This window comes from Tepidimonas sp., assembly GCF_036824975.1.
Taxonomy (GTDB): Bacteria; Pseudomonadota; Gammaproteobacteria; order Burkholderiales; family Burkholderiaceae_C; genus Tepidimonas.
In genome coordinates this window covers 1-16624 of sequence record NZ_DAISZC010000043.1, presented here as the reverse complement: position 1 = coordinate 16624, position 16624 = coordinate 1, and the positions used below count along the sequence as shown (strand labels likewise).

Below are 16624 nucleotides of genomic sequence, written 5' to 3'. Positions count from 1 at the left end.
AGAGGTCGCGCGCGTCGTCCATACGGACCTGATCGACTCCACCGGCACGGAAAAATCGCCAGCGGTGTGCGGACTGTGCAGGGGTGTCGGTCACCAGCATGGGGCTCTCCTGCGCCGCGATCCGGGGGCGCACCGGCGCAGCGTATCACACCGCGGTGCCAACCGGTGACACGACACGCCAACCCGCCCCCTGCGGGTACCCGGCAGGCGAGGCCCCGCTCAGCTGCCCGTCATCCCCTGAGCCGGCCGGAAACCGGCGGCTGCCGCCACCCGCCGCCGCGAGCTCAGGCGCACAACCGCGAATGCCGCGGCAGATGCGCCATCAGGAACTCCATCTGGTCGGCCAGGATGCGGCGGTTGCGCAGGATGAAGTCCTCCCACAGGCTCGGGGTGTAGGGGGCATAGAGCAGCGCCATGCGCGCCTGCTCGGGCGTGCGGTTGCCCTTGCGGTGGTTGCAGGCGCGGCAAGCGGTGACCACGTTCATCCAGTGGTCGCGCCCGCCCTGCGCCAGCGGCACGACGTGCTCGCGCGTCAGCAGCGCCTCGTCGAAGCAGTCGCCGCAGTAGGCGCACAAGTGGCGATCGCGCGCGAACAGCTTGGCGTTGGTCAGACTCGGCACCACGTCGAATGGGTTGACCGGCATGTGCCCCCGGGTGCCGATGATGGAGTGCACGTCCACCACCGACTGCCGCCCGGTGCGCGCGTTGATGCCACCGCGGAAGGTGGCAATGTGCGCGCCCGCCACCCAGCGCACGTCGCCGGCAGCGTAGTGCAGCACCGCCTCCTCCAGCGTGAGCCACGCCTGGGGCAGGCCTTGCGCGGTGAGCTTGAGCACTCTCATGGCTGTGTCATAGTAGCGCGCTTTGGCGACACGCGCGTGACACGCACGCGCCGCCCCTGTGATGGTCCCCGTACCCATGAAGATTTTGTATGGTATGTACAATCTGCGTCGGCAGCCGCGCTCGGCGCGCGCGCTGACGATTGGCAATTTCGACGGCGTGCACCGCGGCCACCAGGCGATGCTGGCGCTGCTCATCAACGAAGCGCGCCACCGCGGCGTACCCGCGTGCGCCGTCACGTTCGAGCCCCATCCGCGCGACTTCTTTGCCGCCCGCCTGCGCCGCCCGGAATTGGCACCGGCGCGCATCGCCACGCTGCGCGACAAACTGGCCGAGCTGCGCCGCTGCGGCGTCGATGAGTGTGTGATCCTGCCGTTTGACGAGGCGCTGGCCAGCCTGTCGGCGCAGGCCTTCATCGATGAGGTGTTGGTGGGCGCGCTGGGGGCGCGCTACGTGCTGGTGGGCGATGACTTTCGCTTTGGCGCGCAGCGCCGCGGCGACTATGCGTTGCTGGACGCGGCCGGCGCGGCACGGGGGTTCGACGTCGCGCGCATGATGAGCTACGAGGTGCACGGCGTGCGCGTGTCCAGTTCCGAAGTGCGCGCAGCGCTGGCCACGGGCGACATGGCACAGGCCGCCGCCCTGCTCGGGCGCCCCTTCGCCATCAGCGGCCACGTGGTACATGGCCGCAAGCTCGGTCGCGCGTTGGGTGCCTCGGCCCCGGACCGCGCGGACGGCTTTCGCACCCTGAACCTGCGCTTCGACCACTGGAAACCCGCCGCCAGCGGGATTTTCGTGGTGCAGGTGTACGGTCTGGATCCGGCCCCCGACGCACCGCCGCTGCCCGGCGTGGCCAACCTCGGTATCCGCCCGTCGCTCGACCCGGACGACGTCAACGGCGGACGCGTGCTGCTGGAGACGCATTGCCTGCAGTGGCCCGAACGGGTACAGCGTGCTCTGGCGCATGCCCCGACGCCCGGGGAGGCCTACGGTAGAATCATTCGCGTCGAGCTGCTGCACAAGCTGCACGACGAGCGCCGCTACGACAGCCTGGAAGCGCTAACCGCCGGCATCGCGCAGGACTGCGCCGACGCCCGCGCTTGGTTTGCCGCGCACGGCCCCACCCCCGCCCGTCCATCATGACCGAACGCTGCGCCTCCGACGCCCTGCCTGACTACAGCCACACGCTCAACTTGCCGGACACACCGTTCCCTATGCGCGGCAACCTGCCGCAGCGCGAGCCCGGCTGGGTACGCGAGTGGGAGGAACAGGGCTTGTACCGCCAGCTGCGCGCAGCACGGCAGGGTGCGCCCAAATTCATCCTGCACGACGGCCCGCCCTACGCCAACGGCCAGATCCACATTGGCCACGCGGTCAACAAGGTGCTCAAGGACATGATCGTCAAGGCGCGCCAGCTCGCCGGCTTTGACGCCCAATACGTGCCCGGCTGGGACTGCCACGGTCTGCCGATCGAAAACGCGATCGAAAAGCAGCACGGCCGCGGCTTGAGCCGCGACGAGATGCAGGCGCGCGCGCGCGCCTTTGCCGCCGAGCAGATCGCGCAGCAGATGGCCGACTTCAAGCGCCTGGGCGTGCTGGGCGACTGGGACCGGCCCTACCGCACGATGGACTTCAAAAACGAAGCCGAAGAAATCCGCGCCTTCAAGCGCGTGATGGAGCGCGGCTTTGTGTACCGGGGCCTGAAGCCCGTGTACTGGTGCTTCGACTGCGGCTCGTCGCTGGCCGAATTCGAAATCGAATACGCCGACAAACAGAGTCAGACGCTGGACGTGGGCTTCTTGTGCGCCGAACCGGACCGGTTGCTGGCCGCGTTCTTCCGTAACAGTGGTCTGCCACACGCCAGCCCCGAGGGACTGCAGGGACGACCCATCTATGCCGTCATCTGGACCACGACGGCCTGGACCATCCCGGCCAACCAGGCGCTCAACCTCAACCCCGAGCTGCCCTACGCGCTGGTGGACACCGAACGCGGGCTACTGGTGATGGCCGAAGCGCTGATTGAAAGCTGTCTGCAGCGCTACGGCCTGCAGGGGCAGGTGCTGGCCGTCGTTCCCGGCCGTGCGCTTGAGGGGTTACGCTTTGCCCACCCGCTGGCGCACGTCCACCCGGGCTACGACCGGCTGGCACCCGTTTACCTGGCCGACTACGCCACGGCCGACGACGGCACCGGTATCGTCCACTCCGCCCCCGCTTACGGTGTAGAGGACTTCAACGCCTGCACCGCGCACGGGCTGGCGCTGGCCGATATCCTCAACCCCGTGCAGGGCAACGGCGTCTATGCGGCGGAGCTGCCGCTGTTTGGCGGCCAGTCGATCTGGCAGGCCACGCCGCTCATCATCGACACGCTGCGCGCGGCTGGGCGGCTGTTCGCCACTCAATCCATCACACACAGCTACCCCCACTGCTGGCGCCACAAGACACCGGTCATCTACCGGGCAGCGGCGCAGTGGTTTATCCGCATGGACGCCCCCACCGAGGCCACGCGCGGCATCTTTGCCACCGACCCGGCACCCCGCACGCTGCGCGAGATGGCGCTGGAGGCCATCGAGCACACGCAGTTCTACCCGGAAAGTGGGCGCGCGCGGCTGCGCGACATGATCGCGCACCGGCCCGACTGGTGCATCAGCCGCCAGCGCAGCTGGGGCGTGCCCCTGCCCTTCCTGCTGGACGTGGACAGCGGCGAGCCGCACCCGCGCACGCCCGAAATCATCGACCTGGCCGCCGAGGTGGTCGAGGCCGGTGGCATCGAGGCGTGGAGCAAGCTCACCACGGCCGAGATCCTGCAGCGCATTGGCGACGCCACCGACCCGGCCCGGTACACCAAGAGCACCGACATCCTGGAGGTGTGGTTCGATTCCGGTACCACGCACACCACGGTGCTCAAGGGCAGCCATGCCGGCGCCGGCCACGACAGCGGTCCCGAGGCCGACCTGTACCTGGAAGGCCATGACCAGCACCGCGGCTGGTTTCACTCCTCGCTGCTGACGGCCTGCGCGATGTACGGGCGCGCGCCCTACCGCGGCCTGCTCACCCACGGCTTCACGGTGGACGGCCAGGGCCGCAAGATGAGCAAGTCGCTGGGCAACGTCGTGGCGCCGCAGGAGGTGAGCGACAAACTCGGCGCGGAGATCATCCGCCTGTGGGTGGCCTCTACCGATTATTCCGGCGACCTGGGCATCGACGACAAGATCCTCGCCCGTGTGGTCGATGCCTACCGACGCATCCGCAACACGCTGCGCTTCTTACTGGCCAACATCAGCGACTTCGACCCGGCGCAGGATGCCGTGCCCGCCGGGCAGATGCTGGAGATCGACCGCTGGGCGCTGGCGCGCACCGCACAGCTGCAGGCCGACATCCTGGCGCGCTACCATGTCTACGAGTTCCACCCGGTGGTGGCCAAGGTGCAGGTGTTTTGCTCCGAGGACTTGGGCGCGTTTTACCTGGACGTGCTCAAGGATCGGCTCTACACCACCGCGCCCAAGAGCGTGGCGCGGCGCAGCGCGCAAACCGCCCTGCATCAGATCACCCATGCGCTGCTGCGCTGGATTGCGCCGTTTCTGTCCTTCACCGCCGAGGAGGCTTGGCGGCTGATCGGGCACACCCCATCCATCTTCACCGAAACCTACCTGCCGCTGGCCACGCCCGATGAGGCGCTGCTGGCTAAGTGGCAGCGCATCCTGGCCATCCGCGACGCCGTCAACAAGGCCATCGAGGACGAGCGCGCAGCCGGCCGTATCGGCCCGTCGCTGCAGGCGGAAGTCACGCTCACTCTGCCCGCCGAAGACCATGCGCTGCTGGCCAGCCTGGGAGATGACGCCCGCTTCGTATTCATCGTCTCGGCGTTGACGCTGCAGCCCGGCGCCGCGCTGGCCGTGGCCGTGACGCCATCGCCGCATGCCAAGTGCGCGCGCTGCTGGCACTGGCGCGCCGACGTGGGCCACGACCCCGCGCATCCGCACCTGTGTGGGCGCTGCACCAGCAACCTCCATGGCACGGGTGAACTGCGCCACGCCGCCTGAGCGCCGCGCACCATGGCCAAAGCCTCATCCAAGGGCATGCTGACCTGGCTCGGGTTGGCGTTTCTGATTCTGCTGCTGGATCAGATCACCAAGGGCCTGATCCTGGTCTTTTACCGGCTGGGCGACGTCACCCCGGTGACGTCATTCTTCAACATCGTGCGCGTGCACAACAGCGGCGCTGCTTTTTCGTTTCTGGCCCACGCGGGCGGCTGGCAGCGCTGGTTGTTCACCGCCATCGGCATTGCGGCCGCGGTCTTCATCGTCTGGATGCTACGCGCGCACGCTGGCCAGCGGCTGTTTGCGTTTTCGCTGTCGTGCCTGCTGGGCGGGGCGCTGGGCAACGTGATCGACCGCCTGGTGCACGGCTACGTGGTGGACATGCTGGACTTTCACCACCGCTGGCTGGCGCCGCTCTTTCCAGGCGGACACTTTCCGGCCTTCAACCTGGCCGACAGCGCCATCACCATCGGCGCCATCGGCCTGATCGTGGACGAATTCCGCCGCGTGCGGCGCAGCCGCTAAGACGCGCACCGCGTGCGTCCGCCGCTTGCCGCGGGGCGGCACTGCCCAAGGGCGTCAGCCGGTACGCACCGGCATCACGTGCACCCAGTCGCAGTCCAGGCGCACCTCCAGCCACCCATCGGCCAGCAAAACGCGCCGCTGTGGGCCGGCGCGGGTGATGCGCAGCCGCACGCCAGGGGCGCCGTCGAGCGCCAGCTCGGCGAAGGTGGTCTCGCCCAGGTTGCGCCGCGCCACTACCTGTGCGCGCAGCGCCACGCAGCCGATCGGACCACCGGCGCACGCCTCCTGGACCTCGGCTCCGATGTGCAGCGCATCCCCCTGCACCACCCAGGTCACGCGCTGGCCCACCCGCAGGCGCCGCTTGTCGCGCACACGCAGGCGCTGCCCGGTGGGCGTGCCATCGGACGCGAGCCACTCCAGCCAGCCGGCGGCGTCGGCCTCGTCCTGCGGCGCCAGCGGACCCAGCCAACGGCCGGCAAAGCGGTTTTGCACGCCCACCAAGTCGGCCACGCGCGCGTTGCGCGGCGAACGGTAGATCTGCTCCGGGGTGCCCTGCTGCAGCACGCGCCCGGCGTCCATCACCACCAGCCGGTCGGCCAGCTGGCGCGCCTCGGCCAAATCGTGGGTGACCAGCACAATGGGAATGCGCAGCACCTGGCGCAGATCGGCCAGCAGGTCGTACAGGCCCTGCCGGTTCATCTGATCCACCGCCGAAAACGGCTCATCCAGCAGCAGCAGCGCCGGCTCGCGCGCCAGCGCCCGCGCCAGTGCCACCCGCTGCTGCTGCCCGCCCGACAGCGCGGCCGGACGGCGGCGCTGCTGCTCGGGCGACAGGCGCACATGCTCCAGCCACGCGCTAGCGCGGCGCGCCCGCTCGGCGCGTGGCACGTGCAGCAGCGACAACGCCACGTTGTCGCGCGCACTCAGGTGCGGCATCAGCGCATAGTGCTGGAATACCAACCCTACATGCCGGCGCTGCGGCGGCAGGCACACGCCCCGCGCGGTATCCAGCCACACCTGCCCGCCAACCGTGATGCGGCCGGAGTGGGGATGCATCAGGCCCGCCAGGCAGCGCAACAGCGAGGTCTTGCCGGCACCGGATGGCCCCACGAGCGCCAGCAGCTCGCCTGGCGCGCAGCTCAGCTCGCCCGCCAGCGGCATCGGACGGTCCTGCTGCACCTGCATGTGCAGCGCGCCGTCGCACACGGCGTCGGCAGCATCCGGGACGGCGGCTGCGGGACTCATGCGCGCGGGCGCATCAGCCGCGCCGTGGCAAAAAAGGAGGCCGCCACCGCCAGCAGCGACAGCAACAGCAACAACAGCGCCATGCGGTCGGCGCTGGCCAGGTCGAACGCCTGCACACGGTCATAGATGCTGATGGCGATGGTCTTGGTCTGGCCGGGAATGCTGCCGCCCATCATCAGCACCACGCCGAATTCGCCCAGAGTGTGCACGAAGGTCAGCACCGCCGCCGACAGGATGCCGGGCCAGGCCAGCGGCAGCTCCACGCGCCACAACGTGGCCCAGCGGCCCAGCCCGCTGACCGCCGCGGCCTCGATGAGCGCGGGCGGTATCGCCTCGAACGCCCGCTGGATGGGCTGCACCATGAAGGGGAGGTTGAACACCACCGACGCCACCAGCAAACCCAGAAAATTGAAGGTCAGCCGCAGATCGAACGTCTGGAGCAGCCAGCGCCCGATGGGCGAGCCGGCCCCCAGCGACACCAGCAAGTAATATCCCAGCACCGTCGGCGGCAGCACCAGCGGCAGCACCACCAAGCCTTCCACCAGCGCCTTGCCCGCAAAACGCGTGCGCGCCAGCCAGCGTGCCAGCCACAGACCGCCGGGCAACAGCACCGCCAGCGTCGCCGCCGCCAGCTCGACCGACAACCACAGCGCTGTCCAATCCATCGCTTCAGCGCGGCATCGCAAACCCGTAGCGCACCATGATGGACTGCGCTGCTGGTGTCGTCAGAAAGTCGTAGAACGCGCGGGCCGCCGGCGGCGCGTCGCGCAGCAGCACCATGCGCTGCGCCAGCGGCTGGTGCCACGACTCGGGGATGAGCGCAAAGTCCCCCAGCGCCGCCACCTGGGGCGCGCGCGCCAGCGAATAGGCGATGATGCCGCCGTCGGTGGCGCCAGAGGTGGCGAACTGCGCCGCCTGAGAGATATTTTCTCCATAGACGAGCCGGGGCTGGATCGCCTCCCACAGGCCGGCGTGCTGCAGCGCCTCGCGCGCACGCATCCCGTACGGCGCATGCTCGGGCGAGGCGATGGCAAATTTGCGTAGGCGCCCCTGCCGTAGCGCGGCGGCCAGGTCCCTGAGCTCCCCATCGGCCTTCAGCGGCGAACCCTTGGGCACGATGATGCCGATGCGCCCGTAGGCGTACAGCCGCCCGCGATCGACGGCTCTACCTGCATCCGCCAGCCTGAAGACGAACTGCTCGTCTGCCGACATGAACAGGTGAAACGGCGCCCCCTGCAAAATCTGCGCGAAGAAGTTGCCCGACGAGCCAAATACTAACCGCAGCCGATGGCCGGTCTGGCGCTCGAACAGCGCGGCCGCCTCCTCCAGCGCAAACTGCAGGTCCGAGGCGGCCGCCACCGTGACCTGCGATTGCGCCCACGCCGGTGCCAGCGCCGCCCCCACGGCCCACCCCATGGCCAACCCGATCCATTGGCGACGTCGTGGGAAGACAAAAACGCTCATTTCACGTCCAAGCAGCGGCCCATGCAGGTGCCCCAGACTTTACCCCAGCCGGGCACCGCGGCGGCGTTGGCGGGAATACAACGATGCAGCGAGACCGAGCGTCCAGGGATCACGAACAGGGCGCAACCTTCGTCCCCCGGTGCGTAGAATGGTTCCCATGGCCGTCTTGCCTCCCCGTACCCCCGCCCCCGCACCGCGCCGACTGGCCGCTGCGGCACTGGCAGTGTCCGCGCTGCTGCTGACGATGCCCGCGCGTGCGCAGCCCGTGGTGTGCCATGTGGCATGGGCCGGTGCGACGCGCTCGTTCGTGATCGAACCGGTCGCCCATGGCACCTCTCCGGAGCCGCTGCTGCACGGGGCCACCATCGTGTTGGAAGTGGCCAACCGCCTGCCTCCCGCGCCGGGCGCCGGGGTCACCGTGCGCACTTTCGGCCTGCACGACGGTCAGCCCTATCTGCTGCACCAAGCCAGCTATCTGCCGCGCACGCTGCACCGGCGCAGCCCGCACGGCTTCACCGGCCTGCAGGTGGTGCGAGAGCCCACGCGCGGCCACGAGCTGAGCTACTGGTGCGAAGCGCCGCTGCGACGGCCACGCGCCGACGCGCGTCGCTGACCCCAGTCCGCAGCAGCGATCACGGCAGCAGCACGGTCGAGCCAGTGGTCTGCCGCGCCTGCAGCGCCCGGTGAGCCTCCTGCACCTGGTCCAGCGCATAGCGCTGCGCAACGTGGATCTTCACCTGACCCGACGTGACGACCCGGAACAGATCGTCCGCCATGGCCTGCGTGCGCTCGCGGCTGCTGATGTGCGTGAACAGCGTCTGCCGCGTCACGTACAGCGAGCCCTTCGGCCCCAGGATGCCGGGGGCAAACGGCGGCACCGCGCCACTGGCGTTGCCAAACGACACCATCAACCCGAAGGGTGCCAGGCAGTCCAGCGAACCGTCCCACGTATCCTTGCCCACCGAGTCGTACACCACCTTGACACCCTTGCCCCCGGTGATGGCCCGCACGCGCTCGACGAAGTTGTCGCGGCGGTAGTTGATGCAGTGCTCGGCCCCGTTGGCCAGCGCCAGCGCGCACTTGTCGTCGCTGCCTGCGGTGCCGATCAGACGCAGGCCCAGCGCCCGCGCCCACTGGCAGGCAATCAACCCTACACCGCCGGCTGCGGCGTGAAGCAGCACGAAGTCACCCGGCTGCAAACCTTCCACGGGCCGACAGTGCTTGAGCAGATACTGCACGGTCAAACCCTTGAGCATCATCGCCGCCCCTTCCTCGAACGAGATGGCATCCGGCAAGCGGCACACGTTCATGGCCGGCATCACGCGCACATCGCAGTAGCTGCCCGGCGGCTGCGACGCATAGGCCACGCGGTCGCCCACCGACAGATGGGTCACGCCTGCTCCCACGGCCTCCACCACCCCAGCCCCCTCCATGCCCAACCGCGCGGGCAATGTCATCGGGTACAGCCCCGTGCGCTGGTACACGTCGATGAAGTTCAGACCGATCGCGTGGTGGCGGATGCGCACCTCGCCCGGGCCGGGGTCGCCCACCTCGACCTCCACCAGTTTCAATACCTCCGGCCCGCCGTGGGCCTCGATCTGGACAGCGCGCGCATGGGGCATGATGAAATCTCCTGAAAACGTAAACCGAGCGCGTCGGCATGGCCGCCGCACCGCGGGCATGGGTCACTGGACACGACGCGGCAACCGTTGCTGGCGAGCCGCCGCACAAGCGCCCATGTTGCCACGATTGAACGGCGCGCGCACGCCCCGCTGTCACCGGCGTTTGCCCGCAGCGCTGTCGCCGCCCGGGCGGACACAGAGCCGCGCTTTCGGCTACAGTGCGGCGATGCCGCCGAGCCTGCGCCTGAACGCTTCCACCATTGTGCTGCTCACTGTGCCGCCGCTGCTGTGGGCCGGCAACGCCGTCGTGGGTCGCTGGGCCGCAACCGTGATACCGCCCATCACCTTCAACTGGCTGCGTTGGGTGCTGGCAGCGCTGATACTGCTGCCCCTGGCGGGGTGGGTGCTGCGGCCCAGCAGTCCGCTGTGGGCGCATTGGCGGCGCTTTGCGCTGCTGGGCCTGCTGGCGGTAGCCGGCTACAACATGCTGCAGTACCTGGCGCTGCACACCTCCAACGCACTCAACGTCACGCTGGTGGCGTCCAGCATGCCGGTGTGGATGATGCTGGTGGGCCGGCTATTCTTCGGCGCGCCGGTGCTGCGGCGCCAGCTGGCCGGCGCCGCACTGTCGCTGACCGGTGTGCTGGTGGTGCTGGCCCAAGGCGAGTGGGCTCGACTGCTGGCGCTGCGCCTGGTGCCGGGGGACGCCTGGATGCTGGCCGCCGCCTTCACCTGGGCCTGCTACAGCTGGCTGCTGACACGCCGGGCCGAACCACCCGAGATCCGCAACGACTGGGCAGCGTTTTTGCTGGCGCAGACCGTCTTCGGCCTGGTCAGCGCCAGCGCGCTCACCGGCCTGGAATGGCTGTGGCTGGGCGTCGCGGCACCCGCGGATATGCCCACCACCATCTATTGGAGCCCGACCCTTGTGGCGGTACTGCTGTTCGTCGCCATCGGCCCCTCGATCATCGCTTATCGTTGCTGGGGCGAGGGCGTGCAGCGGGCCGGCCCGACGGTGGCCGGTTTTTTCACCAACCTCACGCCGTTGTTCGCCGCCGTGCTGTCGTCGTTGCTGCTGGGTGAACCGCCCCACCCCTACCATGGCGCCGCATTTGCGCTCATCGTGGCCGGTATCGTGGTGTCGTCGCGGCTTTGAGGGCGAACCGCCCTATCGCGTCGTCCGCCCCTGTGCGGCGCCGTGTCGTCCCGCTCAAGACTACGGGTGTGGTCAAAACGGCCCACCGCCACAAACCGCGAGGAGCGCGACCGCTTGAGGGCCGCCCAGGGGCTGGAGGCGCTCAACCACACCGCGCTGGCGCAGGCGATGCGCAACGCCGGCTTGCCCTGACCGAACGACGGCGCTGTGGCGGCGTCCTACCGCTGGTGCGGGTTTGGGATAGACCATCGCTGCCGCTGTATCACAGGGCGGCGTTGGGTTTCGTCGTCACGGCGTCGGCGGATCAAAACGTTCCCGGATACAAGCCGCCATCGAGGAGCAGATTCTGGCCATTGAGGTAGCCCGCGTGCACGCTGCAGATAAAGGCGCAGACCGCGCCGAACTCCTCTGGCGTGCCGAAACGGCGCGCCGGAATCTGCTGTCGCTGTGCCTCTTCGATGGCTGACAGCGGCTGTCCAACCTTGTCGGCGGTGGCCTGGAGCGTAGCGCGCAGCCGGTCGGTGGCGAATTTGCCTGGCAGCAGGTTGTTGATCGTCACCCCGCGCGCGGCAATGCCGCTACGTGCCAACCCCGCGACGAAGCCCGTCAGCCCACTGCGTGCGCCGTTGCTCAAGCCCAAGATGTCGATGGGTGCCTTGACGGCGCTGGAGGTGATGTTGACGATGCGTCCGAATCCGCGCGCCGCCATTCCGTCCACCGTGGCCTTGATCAGCTCAATGGGCGTGAGCATGTTGGCCTCGATGGCGCGGCACCAGTCGTCGCGGCTCCATGTGCGAAAGTCACCCGGCGGCGGCCCACCCGCGTTGGTGATGACGATGTCAAAGTCCCGCCCGGGACCGCCCGGCACCGCAAACAGCGCGCCGCGGCCCGCCTCCGTCGTGACATCGGCCACCACGGTCAAAATCCGGTTGTGCGCCCCCGGTGGCCATTCGGCCCGCAGCCGCGCGGCGACCGCCTCCAGCGCCTCGGCACCGCGCGCAGCCATCACGACATTGACGCCCTCCAGCGCCAACGCCCGTGCACACCCCAAGCCCAACCCTTTGCTGGCGCCGCACACCAGCGCCCATTTGCCCGCTATACCCAGGTCCATTGTGGTCTCCTCTGTTCATTCAATCAGCGCATCGTCGCACACCGTATGACTGTGGCGCATTCAGGACGATGACGCCCGGCTGGCCCACCACACCCCAGCCAGTACCAGCGCGGTGCCGGCCACGATCCAGGCGTTGAACGGCTCGCCCAACAGCACCGCACCCAGCGCGATGGTGGACAGTGGGCCGATCATGCCGACTTGCGCGGTGAGCCCCGCGCCAATGCGCTCGATGGCCATCATCACCATCACGACGGGCGCAAACGTGCACAGCAACGCATTGAGCAGCGACAACCCGATGACCGGCCAGGGCACCCACGCCGCCGACAGCGGGCGCACGAGCGCAAACTGCACCAGGCAAAAGCCGCAAGCCACCACGGTGGCCCACCCCACCAGGCGCAACGCGCCCCAGCGGGGCACCATTTGCCCACTGTGCACCAGATACAGCGCGTAACTGAAGGCGCTGGCCAGGACGAGTCCGGCGCCGACGGCGGTATTCCAGCCATCGAAACGCACCTCGTGACCGAACACCAACAACACCCCGGCGTAGCTCAGCGCCATCGCCACCCCTTGACGCAGGCGAATCGGGCGGCCATGCAGCACCCAGCCCAGCACCAACACCAACGTGGGGTTCAGGTACAGAATCAGGCGCTCCAGACTGGCACTGATGTACTGCAGGCCCCAGAAATCGAGAAAACTGGCCGCGTAATAGCCGGTGAATCCCAGCCAGACGATGCCCACCGCGTCACGACCGCGCACCGGCGGCGCGTCCTGTCCGCGGCGGCTCACCCACCATAGCATGGCAATGAACAGCGGCAGGGCAAACAGCATACGGTACATCAGCAGCGTGACCGCATCGACCCCGTGCCGGTAGGCCAGCTTGACGATGATGGCCTTGCCGCTGAACGCGATGGCACCTGCCGCCGCCAACAGGAGGCCGCCGCGCCGAGCAGCGGCGGGCCGCGCTGGGGGCGACAGGGTTGGCACCGAGGCAGCGTTCACGGCAGTAGCGGTCGTAACGCGCGCAGCCACCGGTGGGCCGGCAGACCCCAGCGCTGAGCTATGGTCTCAGCGCGCGCGGCAAGCTGCGCCTCATCCGGGCGCGAGGGCTCGCGCTGCGCCAACACGACGGTGTTGCCTTCGGCCGTGGGCCGAAAAATCCACAGCGACTTCCGTCCGAAGGCATGCGTGAGCGCGGCCACCGACACGTCGAAGCGGGCGTTGCGGCCGAACAGGTTGACAGTGAGACACCCATCGGCCGTCAGCAGGCGCCGGCAATCGGCATAAAAGTCGGCGCTGTCGAGCACGGGGGCGGCCGCGTCGTGGTCGTACAAATCGACCGCCAGCGCATCCACCGTTGCAGCGTGTGCGGGGTCGCGCACCCAGTCGGCCGCATCGGCCACCACGACACGCAGGCGTGGCCCGTCCGGCGGCAGGCGAAACCAGGCGCGACAGGCCGCCACCACCTGCGGGTTCAGTTCCACCGCCACGGTATCCATGCCCAGACGCCGGTGGCAAAACTTGGTGATGGCCCCCGCCCCCAGTCCCAGCTGCACGGCGCGCCGTTGGGCCACGCGGTCGGGGTCGACAAACAACAGCCACGCCATCATGCGCTGTACGTACTGCAGCACCAAGTCGTCGGGCTTGGACAGCCGCATGCTGCCCTGAATCCAGGGCGTGCCCAGGTGCAAATGGCGCAGCCCCCGCTCTTCGGATAACGACACGGGCGGCAGTTGCCACGCGGGGCCGTGGGCGCGGCGCGTCATCGTCACCCCTGCCCTGCGCCGGTGTGGCATAGCGCCCCAACATCGGCGGGCTTTGCCGCCCCACCCCCATCGGCACCATGCGCAGGCGCGTGCCCTAGGCCCTGCGCAGGGCAAAGCGGCGTGGACGGCGCCCAGCGCACGGGCACACCGTGACGCGACAACACCTCGGCCCAGGCCGCGATTTTGCGCGGCAGGCTCCACGAGGCATTGGCTGGACTGCTAGAGGGCAAACGCTGCACCGCCACCCCCAAGGTGCGGGTGTAGCGCGCACAGCGCCAGCTCTCACCACCGTTGTGCGCCACGGCCTGCAGGGCCGGACAGTACTGACGCAAACGGGACAAGTCGTTCAGGCGCGGCGCGCGGATGGCGCTGTCCAGGCTGCCTTCGCGCTCGCATTCGGCGTACACGTCCCACAGGCCCAGCCCGTGGGCGAGCAGAGCGTTCACGCGGCGCTCGTAAGGCCATTGCACCAACGGCAAATCCCACAGCGTGCCCAAAATGGTCCAGAAATGATTGCGCGGATGGGCATAGTATTGCCCCGCCTGCAACGACGCCACGCTGGGGAAACTGCCCAGCACCAGCAGCCGCGTTCCCGGCCCCCAAATCGGCGACAGACCGCGCAAGCGTGGGGATGGGTTCATCCCGTCCCCCTCGGACCCTGCCTGACCAACGCCCCGAGGCGCGGCAGCACGGCGCAGGCATTGGCCGTGGTCTGGGCGGCCAATACCTGGGCACTGACACCGCGCAGCGGCGCCAAAGCCGCACCGATGCGCGGCAGCTCGCACGGGGTGTTGCGGCCCTGATCCTGCCCAGCAGCGCGCTGTGCTACGGGCACATACAACCACTGCGGCGGGATGTCGGGGGCGTCGGTCTCCAGCACCAGCGCCTCGGCGGGCAGCGTGGCCCACAGCGCGCGCAAGCGGCGTGCCGTCTCGAACGTGGCCGCCCCGCCAAATCCCAAACGAAAGCCCAAAGCCATCAATGCCTGTGCCTGCTGGGCACTGCCGTTGAACGCGTGGGCAATGCCGCCGGGCACGGGTCGGCCCGCCACCGCTTGCGCGCGCAACCCGGCCAGCACCGCATCGACCGCGCGGCGCACGTGCAGGAGCACCGGCAAGCCATGACGCTGCGCCAGCGCCAGCTGGGCGCGGTAGAAGTGCATCTGCCGGGCACGCGCCTGTGGCGTGCACAACGCGGGCACGAAGAAATCCAGCCCGATTTCACCCACCGCCACCAAGCGCGGGTCGTCGCGCCAGTCGCCCAGCGCCTCATCTAGCCGCCGCAGGTCGGCCTCGTTGGCCTGCAACACGTACAGAGGGTGGATGCCCAGTGCGTACACATCTGCGGTGCGATGCGCCAGCGCCCGTACGGCCTCGAAGTCCGCGGCACGCACGGCAGGCAGCACGCAACACGACACTGCAGCGGCCCGAGCGCGCTCGCGCTCAGCCAGTGCATCGGCGGCAAACTCGGGTGCGTCCAGGTGGCAGTGGGTGTCGATCCACATCGGGCTGCGATTATCGGCCAGCGCCCACTCGGCAACGGTGTCACAATAAAAGCATGTTGGTGCGGCACTTGACCATTCTGACAGGCGCCTCACGCGGTCTGGGGCGGGCGCTGGCCGAAGCGCTGTTGCAGCCCGACGCGCTGCTGCTGACGATTGAGCGCCACCCGGACCCGGCGCTGCAGGCGCGTGCCGCCGCCAGCGGTGCGCATCTGGAGCAATGGAGCCAGGACTTGGCCGAAACACTGGAGGCGGCCGAGCGGCTACAACACTGGCTGCAGACGCTGGCGCCGTCGGCCCTGTGCAGCGCCACGCTGATCAACAACGCCGCCGTGTTGCCGCGGGTGGGGCCACTGCAGAACCTGTCGCCCGTCGAGCTGTCGCGTGCGCTGCGGGTGGGGCTGGAGGCACCGATGCAGCTGACGGCAGCCTTTCTGCGCGTCACCGACGCTTGGGTACGCGAACATGACTGGGACGGGCCGCGCCGTGTGCTGCACATCTCCTCCGGTCTGGGCCGCTATCCCATGGCAGGGCAGGCGGCGTACTGCGCCGTCAAGGCAGGGCTGGACCACCACGCGCGCTGCACGGCGCTGGACGAGGCGCGGCGTCCGCGCGGGGCACGCATCGTCTCGCTGGCACCGGGCGTCATCGACACCGACATGCAGCTGCAGATGCGCACCAGCGACCCGGCGGGCTTTCCCGACCAGGGACGCTTCCTGCAGCTGCACGCCAGCGGTCAGCTGGCCAGTCCCCAGGCAGCAGCGCAGCGGGTGCTGGCGTGGCTGCACCGATCCGACTTTGGAGAACAAGTGATCGCTGATGTCCGCGAGGCGAATTGAGGTACGCTGTGCAGCGCGTGGACAGGGGGCGGTGCATCGACCGTACCCGGCAACGCTCGCCCCTATCCAGCGTCTGGCAGCAAACCCACCAAGCCCTTCCTGAGTACGAAGACGAGAAGCTGTCCAACGATGTTGCCTCACCCCATTTCCCGTCGTGATCTGCTGAGGGTAGGACTGGCCACTACGGCGCTGGCCCTGCCGTGGTCGGCGCGGGCCGACACCCGCACCATCAAGCTGCTGGTGGGCTTTCCCCCGGGTGGCGGCACGGACGCGATGGCCCGGCTGCTGGCCGAGCCGCTGCGCGAAGCGCTGGGCGCGCCGGTGATCGTAGACAACCGCGCCGGCGCGGGCGGTCAGCTGGCGGCGCAAGCCCTCAAAGCCGCTGCCCCCGACGGCACGACGCTGTTCCTCAGCCACGACCACACCATTTCCATCTTGCCGCAGGTGCTGCGCAACCCCGGGTTCGATCCGGCCCGGGATTTCGTCGCCGTAGCGGGCTTGGCCACCTTCGTCAACGCGCT

At 69.0% G+C, this 16624-nt stretch carries 18 protein-coding genes; 8 read left to right on the top strand and 10 right to left on the bottom strand.

Annotation, left to right across the window (positions count from 1 at the left end; genetic code table 11):
* Positions 1-284: 284 nt before the first annotated feature.
* The gene (locus V7Z54_RS06470; protein ID WP_334135253.1) at positions 285-842 is read right to left on the bottom strand and encodes an HNH endonuclease; all 558 of its coding nucleotides are present in this window, start codon (positions 840-842) and stop codon (positions 285-287) included.
* Between the two features lie 76 nt (positions 843-918).
* On the opposite strand from V7Z54_RS06470, the gene V7Z54_RS06465 reads away from it, so the two are divergent.
* Genes V7Z54_RS06465 through lspA form a run of 3 tightly spaced genes read left to right on the top strand, consistent with a single transcriptional unit; the run spans position 919 to position 5402 of the window.
* Positions 919-1983 carry a bifunctional riboflavin kinase/FAD synthetase gene (locus V7Z54_RS06465; RefSeq protein ID WP_334135251.1) on the top strand — a complete coding sequence of 355 codons (1065 nt, stop codon included), beginning with the start codon at positions 919-921 and terminating at the stop codon, positions 1981-1983.
* Positions 1980-4880, top strand: coding sequence for an isoleucine--tRNA ligase (ileS, locus tag V7Z54_RS06460; RefSeq protein WP_334135249.1), 2901 nt, complete (start codon positions 1980-1982; stop codon positions 4878-4880). Before V7Z54_RS06465 ends, ileS begins: the two co-directional genes overlap by 4 nt.
* A gap of 12 nt (positions 4881-4892) precedes the next feature.
* The gene (lspA, locus tag V7Z54_RS06455; protein ID WP_334135247.1) at positions 4893-5402 is read left to right on the top strand and encodes a signal peptidase II; all 510 of its coding nucleotides are present in this window, start codon (positions 4893-4895) and stop codon (positions 5400-5402) included.
* A gap of 54 nt (positions 5403-5456) precedes the next feature.
* On the opposite strand, the gene V7Z54_RS06450 is transcribed toward lspA, so the two are convergent.
* Genes V7Z54_RS06450 through modA form a run of 3 tightly spaced genes read right to left on the bottom strand, consistent with a single transcriptional unit; the run spans position 5457 to position 8063 of the window.
* On the bottom strand, positions 5457-6647 hold the full coding sequence (locus V7Z54_RS06450) for an ABC transporter ATP-binding protein (RefSeq protein ID WP_334135245.1): 1191 nt from the start codon (positions 6645-6647) through the stop codon (positions 5457-5459).
* The gene (gene modB, locus V7Z54_RS06445; RefSeq protein WP_334135243.1) at positions 6644-7312 is read right to left on the bottom strand and encodes a molybdate ABC transporter permease subunit; all 669 of its coding nucleotides are present in this window, start codon (positions 7310-7312) and stop codon (positions 6644-6646) included. The genes V7Z54_RS06450 and modB overlap by 4 nt, the downstream gene beginning before the upstream one ends.
* A gap of 4 nt (positions 7313-7316) precedes the next feature.
* Positions 7317-8063: a molybdate ABC transporter substrate-binding protein gene (gene modA, locus V7Z54_RS06440; protein WP_334135241.1), complete on the bottom strand. Its 747-nt coding sequence runs from the start codon at positions 8061-8063 to the stop codon at positions 7317-7319.
* Between the two features lie 205 nt (positions 8064-8268).
* Here modA and V7Z54_RS06435 point away from each other — a divergent pair, with 205 nt between their 5' ends.
* A complete protein-coding gene (locus tag V7Z54_RS06435) occupies positions 8269-8724 on the top strand; it encodes a hypothetical protein (protein WP_334135240.1) in 456 nt (151 codons plus the stop codon).
* A gap of 19 nt (positions 8725-8743) precedes the next feature.
* Here V7Z54_RS06435 and V7Z54_RS06430 read toward each other — a convergent pair whose 3' ends face one another.
* Entirely contained in the window at positions 8744-9733 is a 990-nt protein-coding gene (locus V7Z54_RS06430) for a quinone oxidoreductase family protein (RefSeq protein WP_334135238.1), read from the bottom strand.
* A gap of 226 nt (positions 9734-9959) precedes the next feature.
* On the opposite strand from V7Z54_RS06430, the gene V7Z54_RS06425 reads away from it, so the two are divergent.
* Together V7Z54_RS06425 and V7Z54_RS06420 are read left to right on the top strand one after the other, a co-directional pair.
* The gene (locus V7Z54_RS06425; RefSeq protein ID WP_334135236.1) at positions 9960-10889 is read left to right on the top strand and encodes a DMT family transporter; all 930 of its coding nucleotides are present in this window, start codon (positions 9960-9962) and stop codon (positions 10887-10889) included.
* Between the two features lie 66 nt (positions 10890-10955).
* Entirely contained in the window at positions 10956-11081 is a 126-nt protein-coding gene (locus tag V7Z54_RS06420; RefSeq protein WP_334135235.1) for a hypothetical protein, read from the top strand.
* A gap of 112 nt (positions 11082-11193) precedes the next feature.
* Here V7Z54_RS06420 and V7Z54_RS06415 read toward each other — a convergent pair whose 3' ends face one another.
* Genes V7Z54_RS06415 through V7Z54_RS06395 form a run of 5 tightly spaced genes read right to left on the bottom strand, consistent with a single transcriptional unit; the run spans position 11194 to position 15267 of the window.
* Positions 11194-12000, bottom strand: coding sequence for an SDR family oxidoreductase (locus tag V7Z54_RS06415; RefSeq protein ID WP_334135233.1), 807 nt, complete (start codon positions 11998-12000; stop codon positions 11194-11196).
* 60 nt (positions 12001-12060) lie between these two features.
* Complete coding sequence (locus V7Z54_RS06410; RefSeq protein ID WP_443082441.1) at positions 12061-12999, bottom strand: DMT family transporter; 939 nt, start codon at positions 12997-12999, stop codon at positions 12061-12063.
* Positions 12996-13763, bottom strand: coding sequence for a methyltransferase domain-containing protein (locus V7Z54_RS06405; RefSeq protein ID WP_334135232.1), 768 nt, complete (start codon positions 13761-13763; stop codon positions 12996-12998). Before V7Z54_RS06405 ends, V7Z54_RS06410 begins: the two co-directional genes overlap by 4 nt.
* A gap of 2 nt (positions 13764-13765) precedes the next feature.
* Complete coding sequence (locus V7Z54_RS06400; RefSeq protein ID WP_334135230.1) at positions 13766-14404, bottom strand: DNA-deoxyinosine glycosylase; 639 nt, start codon at positions 14402-14404, stop codon at positions 13766-13768.
* Positions 14401-15267 (bottom strand): TatD family hydrolase, encoded by an 867-nt coding sequence (locus V7Z54_RS06395; RefSeq protein WP_334135228.1) that lies wholly within the window; start codon positions 15265-15267, stop codon positions 14401-14403. Before V7Z54_RS06395 ends, V7Z54_RS06400 begins: the two co-directional genes overlap by 4 nt.
* A 53-nt stretch (positions 15268-15320) precedes the next feature.
* Here V7Z54_RS06395 and V7Z54_RS06390 point away from each other — a divergent pair, with 53 nt between their 5' ends.
* The gene (locus V7Z54_RS06390; RefSeq protein WP_334135226.1) at positions 15321-16103 is read left to right on the top strand and encodes an SDR family NAD(P)-dependent oxidoreductase; all 783 of its coding nucleotides are present in this window, start codon (positions 15321-15323) and stop codon (positions 16101-16103) included.
* Between the two features lie 129 nt (positions 16104-16232).
* On the top strand, positions 16233-16624 hold a 392-nt coding region (locus V7Z54_RS06385), incomplete at its 3' end, for a tripartite tricarboxylate transporter substrate-binding protein (protein WP_334135224.1).

What these genes read in the sequence shown, in the direction of transcription:
- V7Z54_RS06470 (WP_334135253.1), bottom strand. Translation starts at nt 842, where the DNA reads ATGAGAGTGCTCAAGCTCACCGCGCAAGGCCTGCCCCAGGCGTGGCTC.
- V7Z54_RS06465 (WP_334135251.1), top strand. Translation starts at nt 919, where the DNA reads ATGAAGATTTTGTATGGTATGTACAATCTGCGTCGGCAGCCGCGCTCG.
- ileS (WP_334135249.1), top strand. Translation starts at nt 1,980, where the DNA reads ATGACCGAACGCTGCGCCTCCGACGCCCTGCCTGACTACAGCCACACG.
- lspA (WP_334135247.1), top strand. Translation starts at nt 4,893, where the DNA reads ATGGCCAAAGCCTCATCCAAGGGCATGCTGACCTGGCTCGGGTTGGCG.
- V7Z54_RS06450 (WP_334135245.1), bottom strand. Translation starts at nt 6,647, where the DNA reads ATGAGTCCCGCAGCCGCCGTCCCGGATGCTGCCGACGCCGTGTGCGAC.
- modB (WP_334135243.1), bottom strand. Translation starts at nt 7,312, where the DNA reads ATGGATTGGACAGCGCTGTGGTTGTCGGTCGAGCTGGCGGCGGCGACG.
- modA (WP_334135241.1), bottom strand. Translation starts at nt 8,063, where the DNA reads ATGGGGTGGGCCGTGGGGGCGGCGCTGGCACCGGCGTGGGCGCAATCG.
- V7Z54_RS06435 (WP_334135240.1), top strand. Translation starts at nt 8,269, where the DNA reads ATGGCCGTCTTGCCTCCCCGTACCCCCGCCCCCGCACCGCGCCGACTG.
- V7Z54_RS06430 (WP_334135238.1), bottom strand. Translation starts at nt 9,733, where the DNA reads ATGCCCCATGCGCGCGCTGTCCAGATCGAGGCCCACGGCGGGCCGGAG.
- V7Z54_RS06425 (WP_334135236.1), top strand. Translation starts at nt 9,960, where the DNA reads ATGCCGCCGAGCCTGCGCCTGAACGCTTCCACCATTGTGCTGCTCACT.
- V7Z54_RS06415 (WP_334135233.1), bottom strand. Translation starts at nt 12,000, where the DNA reads ATGGACCTGGGTATAGCGGGCAAATGGGCGCTGGTGTGCGGCGCCAGC.
- V7Z54_RS06405 (WP_334135232.1), bottom strand. Translation starts at nt 13,763, where the DNA reads ATGACGCGCCGCGCCCACGGCCCCGCGTGGCAACTGCCGCCCGTGTCG.
- V7Z54_RS06400 (WP_334135230.1), bottom strand. Translation starts at nt 14,404, where the DNA reads ATGAACCCATCCCCACGCTTGCGCGGTCTGTCGCCGATTTGGGGGCCG.
- V7Z54_RS06395 (WP_334135228.1), bottom strand. Translation starts at nt 15,267, where the DNA reads ATGTGGATCGACACCCACTGCCACCTGGACGCACCCGAGTTTGCCGCC.
- V7Z54_RS06390 (WP_334135226.1), top strand. Translation starts at nt 15,321, where the DNA reads ATGTTGGTGCGGCACTTGACCATTCTGACAGGCGCCTCACGCGGTCTG.